The following is a 14,078-nucleotide window of genomic DNA, read 5'->3' on the forward strand; positions in this document are numbered from 1 at the left end:
GTCTTGGTGTTCGCGCCCGCTGCGCTACGCGTCCAGGTTCGACGCCGTGATGGTGTCCGGCAGCAGCTCGCCGAGCGTGTACGTGACCACGCCGGCGGTGTCGTCGCCGCTGTCACAGAGGATCGTGAGGTCGTCGGCGGCGAACTCCGCGAGCGTCTGGCGGCACATGCCACACGGCGTCACCGCGTCCCGCTGGCTCGACGTGACCGCGAGGCGCTGGAAGTCGGTGTCGCCGGCGCTGACCGCCTTCCCGACGGCGACCTCCTCGGCGTGCAGGCTGTTCGAGTAGTTCGCGTTCTCGATGTTGCAGCCCGTGTAGACTGCGCCGCTTGCGGTGTCCAGTGCGGCCCCGACCTTGTACTCGGAGTACGGAACGTGGGCGGCCGCGGTTGCGTCACGGGCCGCCGCAAGGAGGTCATCGGTGTCCATACCACATGACAGTTCGAGCACCGACAAGAGTCCGGTGTTCCCGGCGCGGGTCAGCGGTCGTCGCCGGACTCGTAGTACTCGCCGGCCGCCTCCGGGATCCGGGTGCGACCCACGAGCACGAGCACCACGACGACCGTGACGTAGGGAATGACTTGGATCAGCTGGGAGGGCACCTCGTAGGGCGTGAACTGCTGGATGCCGATCTGGAGTGATTCCAGTCCGGAGAACAGCATCGCGGCCCCGAACGTCCCCAGGGGGTTGTAGTTCCCGAAGAGGTAGGTGGCGATCGCGATGAAGCCCTTGCCGTCGATCATCGTGGTGCCGTTGCCGACGAACGACCCGACGTGTCCGACCGAGAGCGCCGCGCCGCCCATGCCGGACAGCAGCCCCGAGACGAGCACGCTCGCGTACCGGACGCGATGCACGTTCACGCCCGCGGTGTCGAGGGCGTTGGGGTTCTCCCCGGAGGCCTCCACCCACCGCCCGAAGGCGGTGTGGTTGAGCACGTACCACGACACCGCGACCGCGCCGAACATCAGGTAGACGATGGGGTTGGCGCGCAACAGCACGTGGCCGACGTACGACAGGATGCCGACGCCGGAGTTCACGAACGCGTCGTGGAGGACCGGCACCGTCCACTCGCTGAAGCGGTTGATCGAGGTCGTGTTCTTGCCGCCGAACACGACCGAGGACGCGAACGGGGCGAGCCCGAGCGCCACCAGCCACACCGCGAGCCCGGCGATGATCTGGTCGGCCTCGTACTTGATGCAGACCACCGCGAACAGCCCCGCGAGCAACACGCTTGCGAGGACGCCGCCCGCGAACCCGGTCCACAGCGCGGCGCTGGTGGTTCCGCCCAGCGCCCACGCAACGAGCACCGCGGTGAACGAGGAGATGATGAGCAGTCCCTCCAGGCCGATATTGATGACGCCCGACTTCTCGGCGAAGATGCCGCCCAGCGCCGCCAGCGTGATGGGGACCGCGAGCCGGAGCGCGATCTCCGCCATGATTGGGCGGGACGCGATGCCGAGGAGTTCCCCGGCGACGCTGCCCGGGAACACCACGCCGAGCGCGACGACGACGGCGGCGAGCCCGCCGAGCGCGGCCATGAGGGTGCCGCGGTCCGGCTTACGCATCGACGTCACCCCCGACGCCGAGGCGGCCGCCAAGCAGCCTGAAGAACTCGGGCATCGCGACGAACAGGATGATGAGCCCGCGGAGCACGTCCACCAGCGCCGGCGGAACGTTCGTCCCGAACCCGATGGCAGCGGACCCGCTTTTGAGCACGCCGAACAGGAGCGCGGCGAACCCGACCCCGAGCGGGTTGTTGCCGGCGAGGATGGAGACGGTGATGCCGTCGAACCCGAGCTGTGGGAGGTTCGAGAGCCACCGCCCCTGCACCATCAGCACGAGCATCGCGCCCGAAATACCCCCGAGCACGCCCGAAATGCCCATGCTCGTGACCATCGTGCGCTTCTCCTTGACGCCGCCGTAGGCGGCCGCCTCGGGCTGCGAGCCACTGGTGCGGAGGTCGTACCCGAACGAGGTGCGCGCGAGCAGATACGCGACGCCGACGACGAGCGCCACCGCGAACAGCAGGCCGAGGAGGCTGAAGTTGTCCCGTGGTTGGAACCCGAAGGGGACGTTGGGGATCCGGGCGGCGGCCGGAATGGTGGCGGTCTGCACCAGCGAGCTGTCGGCGGGCGTGAACCACGTCGACACCGCGACGTACGCGAGGTTGGCGGCCACGAAGTTCAGCATGATCGTGGTGATCACCTCGTTGGCGTCGGCGTACGCTTTCAGCGCGCCGGGGATCGCTCCCCAGACGCCGCCCGCGAGTGCGCCCGCGACGATGCCGACGGGGACGAGCACGAGCGTCCCGACAACGCCACCCGGAACGAGCGGGGCGGCGTAAACGGTGGCGAGTGCGGCGGCGAGCGCGCCCAGGAGCAACTGCCCCTGCACCCCGATGTTGAACATGCCCGCGCGGAACGACACTGCGACCGCGAGCCCGGTGAACACCAGCAGCGTCGTGGACCGGAGCAGCGACGCCACCCGGAAATCCAGGGGCGTCCAGGTGCCGGTCCCGAACAACACCTGCTCGGGGTGGCCGATCGCGCCGAGGAACAGCTCGCTGTAGACCGCAAACGGATCGTAACACGACGGCGTCCGCACGCCGAAGATGGTGGGGTGCGTGGTGCACGAGGCCGCCAACCCGGCGAGCGTGACGATCACGAAGCCGACGGCGACCGCGAGCACGAGCGCGGCGACGCTGATGACGAGGCGTTCTTTCACCGATGCGTCGACAAGCCGTGCGATCGCGCGCCGCCATCGTGGTGTGTCCTGGCTCATTGTTCCTCCGGGTGTTGGCCGGCCATCAGGAGGCCGAGTGCTTCTTCGGTCACGGTGTCGGGGTCCACTTCGTCCATGACGCGGCCCTCGTACAGCACCGCGAGGCGGTCCGAAAGGCTCGTCACTTCGTCGAGTTTCGAGGACACCAACAGCACCGCAGTCCCCTCGTCGCGGAGCTCAAGCAGGCGCTCGCGGATGAACTCCGTCGAGCCGATGTCGACGCCCCGCGTCGGATGCATGACGACGACGAGATCGGGGTCGCGTTCGAACTCGCGGCCCACGATGAACTTCTGTTGGTTGCCCCCGGACAGCGAGGCGGCGGTGGCGTCGGCGTCGCGCGGCCGCACGTCGTAGGTGTCGATGACGTCGGTGGCGTGCGTGCGCGCCGACTGCCAGTCGATGCGGCTCCCGGTGGTGAACGCGGGGGCGCGCTGGCTCCCGAGGATGCCGTTGGCGACGAGGTCCGAATCCATCACGAGGCCGCGCTCGTGGCGGTCCTCGGGCACGTACGCCATCCCGGCCTCGATGTGGTGGCGGCGGGAACGCTGGGTCACGTCCTCGCCGTCGAAGGTCACGGCCCCGGCGTCGGGGACGCGCAGCCCGGTGATCGCTTCGACGAGTTCGGCCTGCCCGTTGCCGTCGACGCCCGCGATGCCGTACACTTCACCGGCGCGAACGCGCATGGACACGTCGGCGACGCGGTCGATGCCGTCCCCGTCGGTCACCGTGAGCGAGTCCACGTCGAGCACCGTGTCGCCGGGCGTGCCGGCGTCGGCGTCGATGTCGAGTAAGACCTCGCGTCCGACCATCAGCTCGGCGAGCTCTTCGCGGGTGGTGTCCGCGGTCGGCAGTGCGCCGACGGTCTTGCCGTCACGCAGAACGGTCACGTCGTCGGCGGCGTGCAGCGCCTCCCCGAGCTTGTGCGTGATGAAGATGATCGTCTTCCCCTCGGCGGTGAGTTCCCCGAGCACCTCGAAGAGGTCATCCACCTCCTGGGGTGTGAGCACAGCGGTCGGTTCGTCGAGGATGAGCACGTCAGCCCCCCGGTAGAGGGCTTTCAGGATTTCGACGCGCTGCTGGACGCCGACGCTGACGTCCGCGACGCGTGCGGTGGGGTCCACGTCGAAGCCGTACCGGTCACAGAGGTCGTCGACGGCGGCCCGAGCGGCCTCGCGGTCCACGCGCAGCCCCCGCCACTTTCGGGGTTCGTTGCCCAGGACGACGTTCTCGGCGACGGTCATCGAGTCCACGAGCATGAAATGCTGGTGGATCATCCCGATGCCCGCGTCGATGGCGTCCCGGGGCGAGTCGAACGCCCGTTCGGTGCCGCCTACGGACACCGTCCCTTCGTCGGGCTCGTACAGCCCGTAGAGGACGTTCATCAGTGTGGTTTTGCCAGCGCCGTTCTCGCCGAGCAGCGCGTGGACGGTTCCCTCTTCGACGGTCAGCGTGACGTCGTCGTTGGCCACGACGCCGGGAAATCGCTTCGTGATTCCCGACAGGGAAATCGAAGTCATCAGTGTGGTCGGGTGTCGGTGCGGCTACGGCTCCGTCGGGACGTCGATGTCCCCGGCGATGAGTTCAGTGCGACTCTTCGAGACGGCGTCTTTGACCGACTGCGGGATCTCGGCGCCGAGCTGGTCGCCGTAGACCGCCGCGACGCCGTCGTCTTCGAGCCCGAGGCGGGTCGTCTCCCCGCCCGCGAAGTTCCCGTTGGCGACCGCGTTGATGGCGTCGTAGACGGCGGTGTCGACGCGCTTGACCATGCTCGCGAGGACGACGTCGGCGAAATCCGACTTCGTGACGGACTGATCGCGGTCCACGCCGATGGCGAACCGGCCGATGTCCTGTGCGGCGCGGAACACGCCATCGCCGGTCGCAGCGGACGCGTGGTAGATGATGTCCGCCCCGGAGTTGAACATCGACCGTGCCTGTGACTGGCCCGCCGACGGGTCGTTGAAGCTGCCGACGTACGACGACAGCACGTCGATGTCCTCGCTGACGTCGTTCACGCCGGCGGTGAACCCGGCCTCGAACTTCTTGATGAGCGGGGTTTCTATGCCGCCCACGAACCCGACCGTGGCGGCGTCGGGGTTGGTCGCGCCGCTGCCCGCGCTGAACTCGCGCTGGGTGAGCAGCCCCGCCAGCTCGCCCACGAGGTAGGAGCCCGCTTCCTCGCGGAACCGGTAGCTCGCGACGTTGTCCTGGTCGACGGTTTCGTCGACGAGCGCCCACCGCTGGTCGGGGAAGTCAGCGGCGTTCGTCGCCAGTGCGTCCTTCTGTGCGTACCCCACACAGTTCACCAGATCGAAGCTGCCGTCCTGGGCGTACTGCTGTTGGTCGGTTGCGAACTCGGAGTTGCTCTCGGGTTGGGTCTCCTCGTACGTGATGTCCAGCTCTTTTTTCGCCCGTTCGAGGCCTTGTTTGGCTTGGTCGTTGAACGAGCCGTCGCCGAGACCCCCAGTCCCGTACACCGTGCCGACCTTCGTGGTGTCGCCGCCGCCGCCACTACTACAACCTGCGACCAGCGATGCGCCAACTGTTCCCCCCGCTAGTTTCAGGAATTCCCGTCGGTCGAAATCGGCCATGCGTGCCAATGTTGAGGGTGACAAGTTATGATAAACGTGCCGCTTTCGCCAGCTACTGTGGCCGATTTCGACATATGTGTGTGTGGCTGTTGTCCGCGACGCGATCAGACGTCGCTGACGGTCGACGCCACGACGTCGGTAACGGCGTCGACGAGCTCGTCGACGTCGCTGCTCTCGGCGTACACGCGGACGTACGGTTCGGTCCCGCTGGGGCGCACCAGCGTCCAGGATCCGTCGGCGAACGCGAGCCGGACGCCGTACTCGGTTTCCACGTCGGCGTCCGGGTGGGCGTCGGGCAGCCGGTCCGCGACGGCGTCCATCACGGCGGCTTTCTTCTCGTCCGGGCAGTCGACGCTGACCTTCCGGTAGGGGCGCTCTGTCACCGGATCGCGGAGCGGCGCGAGACCGCCGGCGTCGGCGACCAGCCGCGACAGCACTGCGGCGGACGCGACGCCGTCGATCCAACCGCCGAACGCAGTGTGGATGTGCTTCCAGGGTTCGGCCGCGAACACGACGTCGCCGCCGTCGTCGCGGGCCGCGGCGATGCCCTCGTGGAGCGCCCCCAACTGGACGCGCTCGACGCGCCCGCCGGCCGCCGTGACCCGGTCGTCGATGCGGCCGCTGGCGTTCGGCGTGGTCACCACGACCGGATCGGCGGCGTCGCTGGTCCGCGTGTAGTGGTCGGCGAGGATCGCGACGATGGTGTCCTCGTGGACGATGTCGCCGTCGCCGTCGACGATGACGATGCGGTCGGCGTCGCCGTCGTGGGCGATCCCGAACGCCGCGTCACCGGTGGCGACGAACTCCCGAAGGTCGGTGACCGTCTCGGGCGTTGGTTTGCTCGGCCGCCCGGGGAAATGCCCGTCGACGTTGGCGTTCAGCGTGACGACGTGCGCGCCGAGCGCCCGCAGGACGTGGGGGGTGGCGACCGCAGCGACGCCGTTGCCACAGTCCACCGCGACCGTGGTCCCGTCGAGGGGCGCGCCGTGGTCGCGCGCGAACGCCTCGACGGCCGCCCGGTAATCGGGGCGCACCGTCGCCGACTCCGCGCTGCCCCACTCCGCCCACGCGGCGTACTCCGTGTCAGCCGCCACCCGCGTTTCGATGGCGCGCTCGGCGTCGCTGTCGTACTCCCGGCCGTCCGCAAACAGCTTGATGCCGTTGTCCGACGGCGGGTTGTGGCTGGCGGTCACCTGGATGCCGCGTCGCCCCCGGCTCGCGTACGCCAGCGCCGGGGTCGGTAACACGCCGCCGCGGATCACGCGCGCACCGCCGGCGGCCAGCCCCGCAGTGACCGCGGCGATCAGTGCCGGGCCGGTTTCGCGGCCGTCCCGGGAGACAACGAACTCCGGCGTGTCGCCGGGCGCGGTGGTTGCGGCGGCGGTGCCGACAGCCAGGGCCAGCCGTGGCGTGACCGTCTCGACCGCGTCCCCCCTGATTCCTGCCGTCCCGAACAGCTCGACACGACCGTCGTCGGTGTCGTCCATGCGCGACGCCAGCGCGCCCGCACACTTAGCTATCCCTATCTGGGGTTAGAGTTCGACACCGCTGGGGATCAGGCTGCGCCCCCGCAGGAGGTCGCCGTCGCTGCTGTAGACGAGGAACGTGGCTTTCTCGTGGACAACCAGCTCCGTGCCGTCGACCCGGATCTCGACGCGGTACCGCCCGTCGGCGTCGCGTGCGGCGTCGGATTCGCCGTACCGCCGGGCGGCACGGACGAACTGTGTGACGTCGTCGGCGGCGACGTTCAGTTCGAGGATGAAATCACCGGTGACGCGGTTCGTGACCGAAACGACGCCCGCGGCGTCGGTGTCGTCGGCGGCGTCCGTGAGCCGGAACGCCGCGTCCGTCTCCGTGGCTTCCAGTACCGCCCCCGTGGTGTCGGTGAGGCGGTCCCGGAGCGCGTCAGTATCGCCCGTGAACTCGATCACGACCGTCGGCTGTTTCGGTTTGCCGCCGTTCGCAACCCAGTCGACGTTTGACACGTCGAGCTCGAAATAATCCCGGCGCATTCCCTGGCAACACCTTGGGCGGACAGGGAAATGAACGTAACGCTCGTTGTGTGACAATAATCCCGCCCCCGGAGCGGGGGCGACCATGGTCGTGTTAGTTTGGCAGCCGGTCGCCAGCGAACGCATGCCGACGACGTTAGGGTTTTCAGGGTTCGGCGACTCTCAGTGCTGACAACATGGCGGTCGGGACACTCGACTGGATCGGACTGTTCGCACCGTTCGTCGCCTACCTCGTGGCGCTGGTGGTGTACTACGTTTGGGAGGGGCGCCGCGAGCGGCGGCTCCGAGAGCGATACGGGCTCACGGGTGACCACAGTGAGTAACGCGCTCGCCGGGAGCGCGAACGCGTGGGTGCTGGGCGCGTTCGCCGCCTACCTCGTGGTGCTGATCGGGATCGGCGTCTGGGCGAGTCGCTTCATGGACTCCGTGGGGGATTACGTCATCGGCGGCCGCGACGTGGGCCCGGTTGTGACGGGGTTCTCCGAGCGCGCCTCGGAGATGAGCGGCTGGCTCACGCTCGGCGTGCCCGGTGACGCCTACACCACGGGCATCATGGCGTTCTACAACGGCGTCGGCATGATCCCCGCGGACCTCGCGGCGTGGGCGGGGTTGGCCAAGCGCCTCCGGAAGTACAGCGAGATCGTGCGCGCGGTGACGCTGCCGACGTTTTTCGCGACCCGACTCAACGACGACACCGGCGTCGTGAAGGCGGTGTCGTCGTTCGTGTTGATCGTCTTCGAGGGGAGCTACGTCGGCGCGCAGATCGTCGCCGCCGGCACGCTGTTGCGCGTGCTCACGGGCGTCGACATGTGGGTGGGCATCGTCGCGGGCGGCGTCATCGTCGTCGGGTACACGATGCTCGGCGGCTACTTCGCGGTGGCGTGGTCGGACTACTTCCAGGGCGCGATCATCCTCGCGGCGTTCGCGATCCTGCCGATCATCGCGTACGCCACTTGGGGGCTGCCGTTCGCCGACCTCGCGGCGATGGACAACGGCGCGTCGCTGACGAGCATCACCGGCGGCGCGACCGGTTGGGCGGCGCTGTTCGGCATCATCTCGTACGCCGCGGTCGGGCTGGGCATCCCCGGGAACCCACACATCATGGTGCGGTTCATGGGGATCGACCGCGTGCGCAACGTCCGCACCGCGGCGGTCGTCGCACAGCTGTTCATGTTCGTCGCGTACATCGGCGCTGCGCTGGTGGGACTGTACGCACTCACGCAGTTCGGCGGCCTCGAAAACACCGACAACGCGATGCCGCTGGTGACGCTGGAACTGCTGCCGAGCGCGGTCGCCGGCGTCGTGTTGGCGGCGGCGCTGGCCGCGATGATGTCGAGCGCGGACTCACAGCTGTTGGTCGCGACGAGCGCCGTCGTCGAGGACGTCTACCACGGCTTCCTGAACGAGCAGGCGACGGAAGCCCAGCTGGTGCGGTACTCGCGGTACGTCACGCTCGCGATCGGGTTCGCGTCCATCGGGTTCGCGTACGTCGCCCGGAACACGCCGATCTACGAGCTGGTGTTGAACTACGCGTGGGGCGGGCTGGGCGCGGCGCTGGGGCCGTTGTTGATCGCCGTGCTGTGGTGGCGCCGCGTCACCGCGGCGGGCGCAGTCGCGAGCATGGTCACGGGCACGGCGACGATGATCCTGTGGACGCAGTGGCCCACCATCTTGGGGGCGGAGACGGTCAACAGCTTCCACCCAGCAGTGTCGGGGATGCTGACCGTGTACGGGCTGTTCCCGGCGTTCGTGGTGTCCGCGGTCGTGCTCGTGGTTGTGTCGCTGTTGACAACGCCGCCCGACCAGGACGACGTTTCGGAGGCGTTCGACATGATGCATCGGCCGTTGGCGGCGATCACGGACGACGACGGCGACGGCAGCGAGTACGCCACCGACGGCGGGCGCCCCGATCCGGCGCCGATCACTGAACACGACAGCATCCGGTCCCACGTCGCCGACACCGACTACTGGACGGATGACGACTGACGGGGGCCAGTCGATCCCATCGGTCCCCGCGGGTGACGACGACCAACGGGTCCGCGAGCGCGCCACGCTGGACGTGATCGCGCCCGCGATCAGCCGCGATGAGGTGGCTGCAACCGGCCGGGTCGGCGCGGTCGCGTATCCGTATCTCGTCTACCGCGCCACGGCCACGATCAGCCGGCGGTTCCTCGGCGACCGCGACACCGAGTACGTCGTCAGCCTCGACCGCGCCCGCAGGCTCCCGCTGCGCGCGGACACCCATCCCGAAACGACCACCCGAACGCTTGCCGACGTGCTCGTGGTGCCGTCCGCCGTGGACCGCGAGCAGTCCCGGGCGCTGGCGCGCGACGCCGTCTTCAAGTGGACGCTGCGGTCGTATTCGCTAGGTGCCGCCCCCGAGATCGAGCTGTCGGCGCCGGTCGCGGCGCACAAGCTGTTCTGGCTCGCCGCCCGCGACGGCGGCGACGTGATCGTGGACAGCGTCACCGGCGACGAGCGCCCGCTGGCACCGTAGCGCGCCGGCGAGCACGCCCGACCAGAACATCTTCAACCCGGTGGCTGTTAGCCACTGCATACTGACCCCATGACGACAGCACAGCACGCGACCGCCGTGCCCGCGGGTGAGACGCCGGCAGCCGTCTGCGAGTACTGCCAGCGCCCCTTCCCGTCGGCAACGCGGCTGACCTTACACAAGGGCACCGACCACCCACAGCGCATCGACGACGCCGAACGGGCGGCCTTCCAAGACGCATACCTCGCCGAAGAGGACGACTTGCGGTCGTTCCGCCTCCGAGCGCTGGCAGTGCTGGTGCTCGTGTACTTCGGGTTCTTGATCATGTATGCCATCCTCGCCTGACTGGGAGGGTGTCGGGCGCGTGCTGCGAACGCCGGCGGTCCGTATCGGCGCGCAGTTCGTGGTGTGGTGTGTGGCGCTGGCGGCGCTGGCGGGCACCGTTGGGGCGTCCAACGGCCTCACGCTCTCGAAGTCCCCCAAGGACACCTTGGCGGTGCCGCGGTGGTTGTACCTCGCGACCGGCGGCGCGACGATCGGGGCGTCGGCGTTGCTCGCGAGTTTCGTCACCGACCGCGCGTTCATCGCGCGCCTCGACGACTGGTCGTACCCGCTGCCGTCGGCCGGCCGCCTGCGCCGGCTGGCCGTGTGGGGCGGCCGGACGCTCGGCGTGGTCGTGCTCGTGTTGGCGGTGTACCTCGGGTTCACCGGGCCGGCGCTCCCGACCGCGAGCTTCACGATCCTGATCGCGTTCGCCGGCGGGCGGGCCGCGCTCCCGATCCTGTCGTACGTCGTGGGCAACGTGTGGCCGATCCTGAACCCGTGGCGCGCGATCGCGACCGTGCTCCCGTCGGGGTTCGTCACGTATCCGGCGTCCCTGAAGCGGTGGCCGGCCGTCTGTGGACTGCTCGCGTTGGTCTGGGTGGAAGTCGTGTTCCCGATCAGCACGGTGCCGTCGGTGCTGGCAACGGTGTTGGTGGTGTACTCCGTGGTGACCGTCGCCGGCGCGGTGCTGGTCGGGCCGGAGGCGTGGTTCCACAACGCCGACCCGGTGTCGGTGATGCTGCGGTGTTACGGGGCCGTCGGGATCGTGCAGCGATACCCCGACCGGGTGCGGGCCGTGCTCCCCGGCAGCCGGCTCCAAGACCCCGACGTCGTCACGGACCGCTCGGACATCGCGTTCGTCATCGGGCTCGTCTGGGAGCTGACCTACAGCGGGTTCATCACGACGACAGCCGGCGACACGACGATCCGAACGCTCACAGCCGTGCTGCCGGCCGGCTCCACGACCAACCGCGCGATCGTCGTGTACACGGCGGTGTTCCTCGCCGGCTACGCCGTGTTCTTGGGCGCGTACCTGTACGCGGGCCGGTGGTCGCGCCGGCTCTCGGGGACGTATCTCACCAGCAGAGCGCTCGCGGTGCGGTTCGCGCCGCCGCTGTTGGCGGTCGCGGCCGGCTACCACCTGGCACACTACGCCACACTGGCCGTCTCGTTGGCCCCCGCGATGGTTGCCGTCAGCGCGTCGCCGCTGGTGCCGCCGCCGAACCCCGTGGTGTTGTCACCGCCGGGCTGGTTCAACGCCGCCAGCATCGCGTTCGTGCTCGCGGGGCACCTGCTGGCGGTGTGGGCCGCACACACCGCCGCCTACGACGTGTTCCCGCGGCGGCTGGTTGCCATCAAAAGCCAGTACCCGTTCGTGCTCGTGATGATCGGATACACCGTCGTCAGCCTGTGGCTGCTGTCGCTTCAGGGTGCCGTGCCGCCGTTCGTGGGGTAGGACACCGTGGCCGTGCCGCCGGCGGCCCGGAACGCGGTCTCGTAGCCGTCGTGGCGCGCGAGCTGCGGCGGCGTGTCGACGGTGATCGTGAGTGTCTCGCCGCCCGCAAGCCCCTCGACCGGCGCGCCGTAGTAGGCACCGAGGTCGGGGTCGAGCGAGGGGGCCAGCGCGCCGTCGAAGCGCGTGGCACCGCTGGCGTCGGTCGCGGTCAGTGACAGCGCCATCCGCGGGAGGAGAATGCGGTTGTACGGGGTGCGTGGGGACACCACCACGTACGGCTGGCCGTCGGCACCGAACCGCGCGCCGTCGCGCACCACGGACACCGCCAGCTCCATGCCGTCGACGGATGGCGCTCCGAGGACCGTGCCGGGCAGCGCCGACTCCGCGGGCGCAACCGGCTCCGGCACCCCGTCCATCGACATCAAATCGACGGTCCCGGGGTCACCGGCCCGGTCGCGGAGGCGTCGGTATTCGAGGTTGTAGGTGTCCGCCGGGTCGAACGTGAACGGGATGGTCGTGGACGCGCCGGTATCGAACGCGTCGCCGAACGGCGCGGTGCGCGTGATGCCGACCGGGCCGACTGTGAGCGTGGCGTCGTACGTCCCCGACCCCGGGAGCGCGACGTTGTCCCCGTAGTGGAACCCCATGTTCGGGGAGAGCATCGGCCAGAGCGTCGTGGTGCCGACAGTCGCACCGTCGTCGTCAGTGATCGTGATGGAGGGATCCACCGGCAGGATCGCCCCGGAGTCGGTGTCCCAGACGGTCGCCATCAGGTGGACGGTGTCCTCGGCGTCGACGACCACCTTGGTCTGTGCGGTGCCGGTGACCGTCCAGAACCGGTGTGGGAACGAGTGCATGAGCGCGAACCCGACGCGACCGCTGCTGTCAGTGCCGTAGACGCTCATGCCTTCGACGACCGCCGGATAGTACACGCTGTCCGGGCGGTCCTCGGCGAGCGGCGGGTCGCGCCACGCCGACTGGCGCTCGAAGCCAAGCGCGCCGAGGCAGCCTGCGAGCGCGGCGGTGCTTCCAAGCCCGGCGCTTGCGGTGAGGAACGCGCGGCGGTTCATACGCGTGCTACGGGCACCGGCGGAGGTATGGGTTCCGGTCCAACACTGGCCACGCCGGCGGGAGCGTGCCAGCCGGCACCACGTTTATTGGTCTGACACCCCAGAAGGCAGGCATGGACGACGGGGCGTTCGACGCGTCGCGGTCGGCAGCGCGAATGCGGGACGCGGACGCCGCGCTCACCGGGCTCCGGGAGCGCTTCGAGCCGCCCGGCGACGGCGTCGCGTTGACCGCCGCGACGCTCGGGGCCCACGGTGACGACGCAGCGGCGACACTGCAGCGGGCGGTCGACCAGTGGCGCGCCCGTGGCGACGGGGCGTGGACCAACGCCGAGCCGGCGTGGGCCGACTACGCCGAGCTGCTGGGGGACCGCGTGGCGGGACTCATCGGCGCGAAGCCGTCGGAGTGTGTCGCCGCCGGCGGGTCGCCGAGGACGATTGCGCGCCGGCTCGTCGCCGGGTTCCGGCGTGCCGCCGACGGCGACACCGTGGTGGTCCCCGAGGGTGCCACGGGTGCCACCGGCGAGGAGCCGGCCAGCCCCGTCGTGACCGTGGCTGCGGACAACACCGGTGCCATCACGCCGGCCGCGGTCGCGGACGCAGTCACCGACGACACGGCGGTCGTGTACCTGCCGTCCGTGCGCCCGTGGACGGGCCAACTGCTCGCTGTCGACGCGATCACCGAGATCGCGCACAGTCACGGCGCGTACGTCGGCTTTGATCTGGCGCACTCGGCGGGCGTGGTCGACCACACGCTCCACCGCAGCGGCGTCGATTTCGGGGTGTGGTCCAGTCACCGCTACCTGAACGCCGGCCCGGGTGCCGTCGCCGGGCTGTTCGTTCACGACGACAACGCCGACATCTCCGCGCCGGCGCGCGCGGCGTGGCTGACCCCCGACGACCCACCGTCCACGGGGGCGGCCGCCTCCCACGCCGCCGAGTGGCAACACACACCGGTCGACGTGTACGCCGCCGCGCCGCTGTTCGGCGCGCTGGACGTGGGTACGGCGGTCGGGATCACTGAGCTCCGCGCACACTCGGTGGCGTTGACGTGGTACGTGATCGGGCTGGTGGACGCTCACGTGCCGGACTGCCACGTGCGGTCGCCGCGTGCGGCCGAGCGCCGCGGTGGCCACGTCACGCTCACCCACCCCAACGCCGAGGGCGTCGCGCGCGCCCTCGATGCGCGCGGCGTTGCGGTCGACGTTCGGCCGCCGGACGTGCTGCGGGTGGCGCCGTCGCCGTACTACGTCAGCCACGAGGACATCTGGGTGGCCGTAGACGAACTCGAAACCGTGCTCTCGACGGCCGCCCACGAGCAGCCCCCGGACACCGACGCGAACCCGCCGTAGTCGT

The 14,078-nt window shown here is 69.7% G+C and carries 14 protein-coding genes; 6 read left to right on the forward strand and 8 right to left on the reverse strand.

Annotated elements, in window-relative coordinates; genetic code table 11:
• Positions 1-24: 24 nt before the first annotated feature.
• From cdd to JRZ79_RS16675, 7 genes are all read right to left on the reverse strand, one after another.
• Positions 25-429: a cytidine deaminase gene (cdd, locus tag JRZ79_RS16645; protein ID WP_010902631.1), complete on the reverse strand. Its 405-nt coding sequence runs from the start codon at positions 427-429 to the stop codon at positions 25-27.
• A gap of 50 nt (positions 430-479) precedes the next feature.
• Positions 480-1,565, reverse strand: a complete 1,086-nt coding sequence (locus JRZ79_RS16650; RefSeq protein ID WP_136361262.1) for an ABC transporter permease — start codon at positions 1,563-1,565, stop codon at positions 480-482.
• Positions 1,558-2,781, reverse strand: coding sequence for an ABC transporter permease (locus tag JRZ79_RS16655; protein ID WP_205252590.1), 1,224 nt, complete (start codon positions 2,779-2,781; stop codon positions 1,558-1,560). Before JRZ79_RS16655 ends, JRZ79_RS16650 begins: the two co-directional genes overlap by 8 nt.
• The gene (locus JRZ79_RS16660; RefSeq protein WP_205252591.1) at positions 2,778-4,298 is read right to left on the reverse strand and encodes an ABC transporter ATP-binding protein; all 1,521 of its coding nucleotides are present in this window, start codon (positions 4,296-4,298) and stop codon (positions 2,778-2,780) included. Before JRZ79_RS16660 ends, JRZ79_RS16655 begins: the two co-directional genes overlap by 4 nt.
• Positions 4,299-4,322: 24 nt before the next feature.
• Positions 4,323-5,369: a BMP family protein gene (locus JRZ79_RS16665; RefSeq protein ID WP_205252592.1), complete on the reverse strand. Its 1,047-nt coding sequence runs from the start codon at positions 5,367-5,369 to the stop codon at positions 4,323-4,325.
• 104 nt (positions 5,370-5,473) lie between these two features.
• Positions 5,474-6,856 (reverse strand): phosphopentomutase/phosphoglucosamine mutase, encoded by a 1,383-nt coding sequence (locus JRZ79_RS16670; protein WP_205252593.1) that lies wholly within the window; start codon positions 6,854-6,856, stop codon positions 5,474-5,476.
• Positions 6,857-6,901: 45 nt separating this feature from the next.
• Entirely contained in the window at positions 6,902-7,381 is a 480-nt protein-coding gene (locus tag JRZ79_RS16675) for a DUF5793 family protein (RefSeq protein ID WP_010902637.1), read from the reverse strand.
• A gap of 176 nt (positions 7,382-7,557) precedes the next feature.
• Here JRZ79_RS16675 and JRZ79_RS16680 point away from each other — a divergent pair, with 176 nt between their 5' ends.
• The 5 genes from JRZ79_RS16680 to JRZ79_RS16700 all read left to right on the forward strand — a co-directional run bounded on the left by JRZ79_RS16680 (position 7,558) and on the right by JRZ79_RS16700 (position 11,655).
• Positions 7,558-7,704 (forward strand): hypothetical protein, encoded by a 147-nt coding sequence (locus JRZ79_RS16680; protein WP_010902638.1) that lies wholly within the window; start codon positions 7,558-7,560, stop codon positions 7,702-7,704.
• A 94-nt stretch (positions 7,705-7,798) separates the two neighbouring features.
• Positions 7,799-9,367 carry a sodium/proline symporter gene (locus tag JRZ79_RS16685; protein WP_268824235.1) on the forward strand — a complete coding sequence of 523 codons (1,569 nt, stop codon included), beginning with the start codon at positions 7,799-7,801 and terminating at the stop codon, positions 9,365-9,367.
• Entirely contained in the window at positions 9,357-9,878 is a 522-nt protein-coding gene (locus JRZ79_RS16690) for a hypothetical protein (RefSeq protein WP_205252594.1), read from the forward strand. Before JRZ79_RS16685 ends, JRZ79_RS16690 begins: the two co-directional genes overlap by 11 nt.
• A 69-nt stretch (positions 9,879-9,947) precedes the next feature.
• Positions 9,948-10,220 carry a hypothetical protein gene (locus JRZ79_RS16695; protein ID WP_010902641.1) on the forward strand — a complete coding sequence of 91 codons (273 nt, stop codon included), beginning with the start codon at positions 9,948-9,950 and terminating at the stop codon, positions 10,218-10,220.
• Positions 10,204-11,655, forward strand: a complete 1,452-nt coding sequence (locus tag JRZ79_RS16700; RefSeq protein WP_010902642.1) for a hypothetical protein — start codon at positions 10,204-10,206, stop codon at positions 11,653-11,655. The genes JRZ79_RS16695 and JRZ79_RS16700 overlap by 17 nt, the downstream gene beginning before the upstream one ends.
• On the opposite strand, the gene JRZ79_RS16705 is transcribed toward JRZ79_RS16700, so the two are convergent.
• The gene (locus tag JRZ79_RS16705; protein WP_205252595.1) at positions 11,625-12,725 is read right to left on the reverse strand and encodes an iron transporter; all 1,101 of its coding nucleotides are present in this window, start codon (positions 12,723-12,725) and stop codon (positions 11,625-11,627) included. The two genes, JRZ79_RS16700 and JRZ79_RS16705, sit on opposite strands and share 31 nt — an antisense overlap.
• A 113-nt stretch (positions 12,726-12,838) precedes the next feature.
• On the opposite strand from JRZ79_RS16705, the gene JRZ79_RS16710 reads away from it, so the two are divergent.
• Entirely contained in the window at positions 12,839-14,074 is a 1,236-nt protein-coding gene (locus tag JRZ79_RS16710; RefSeq protein WP_231546351.1) for an aminotransferase class V-fold PLP-dependent enzyme, read from the forward strand.
• The last annotated feature ends 4 nt before the right edge of the window (positions 14,075-14,078 follow it).

It is taken from the genome of Halobacterium sp. BOL4-2 (genome assembly GCF_016917835.2).
Lineage (GTDB): Archaea > Halobacteriota > Halobacteria > Halobacteriales > Halobacteriaceae > Halobacterium > Halobacterium salinarum.

Coding starts and splice junctions, on each gene's coding strand:
- cdd (WP_010902631.1), bottom strand. CDS start 429: ATGGACACCGATGACCTCCTTGCGGCGGCCCGTGACGCAACCGCGGCC.
- JRZ79_RS16650 (WP_136361262.1), bottom strand. CDS start 1,565: ATGCGTAAGCCGGACCGCGGCACCCTCATGGCCGCGCTCGGCGGGCTC.
- JRZ79_RS16655 (WP_205252590.1), bottom strand. CDS start 2,781: ATGAGCCAGGACACACCACGATGGCGGCGCGCGATCGCACGGCTTGTC.
- JRZ79_RS16660 (WP_205252591.1), bottom strand. CDS start 4,298: ATGACTTCGATTTCCCTGTCGGGAATCACGAAGCGATTTCCCGGCGTC.
- JRZ79_RS16665 (WP_205252592.1), bottom strand. CDS start 5,369: ATGGCCGATTTCGACCGACGGGAATTCCTGAAACTAGCGGGGGGAACA.
- JRZ79_RS16670 (WP_205252593.1), bottom strand. CDS start 6,856: ATGGACGACACCGACGACGGTCGTGTCGAGCTGTTCGGGACGGCAGGA.
- JRZ79_RS16675 (WP_010902637.1), bottom strand. CDS start 7,381: ATGCGCCGGGATTATTTCGAGCTCGACGTGTCAAACGTCGACTGGGTT.
- JRZ79_RS16680 (WP_010902638.1), top strand. CDS start 7,558: ATGGCGGTCGGGACACTCGACTGGATCGGACTGTTCGCACCGTTCGTC.
- JRZ79_RS16685 (WP_268824235.1), top strand. CDS start 7,799: ATGGACTCCGTGGGGGATTACGTCATCGGCGGCCGCGACGTGGGCCCG.
- JRZ79_RS16690 (WP_205252594.1), top strand. CDS start 9,357: ATGACGACTGACGGGGGCCAGTCGATCCCATCGGTCCCCGCGGGTGAC.
- JRZ79_RS16695 (WP_010902641.1), top strand. CDS start 9,948: ATGACGACAGCACAGCACGCGACCGCCGTGCCCGCGGGTGAGACGCCG.
- JRZ79_RS16700 (WP_010902642.1), top strand. CDS start 10,204: ATGCCATCCTCGCCTGACTGGGAGGGTGTCGGGCGCGTGCTGCGAACG.
- JRZ79_RS16705 (WP_205252595.1), bottom strand. CDS start 12,725: ATGAACCGCCGCGCGTTCCTCACCGCAAGCGCCGGGCTTGGAAGCACC.
- JRZ79_RS16710 (WP_231546351.1), top strand. CDS start 12,839: ATGGACGACGGGGCGTTCGACGCGTCGCGGTCGGCAGCGCGAATGCGG.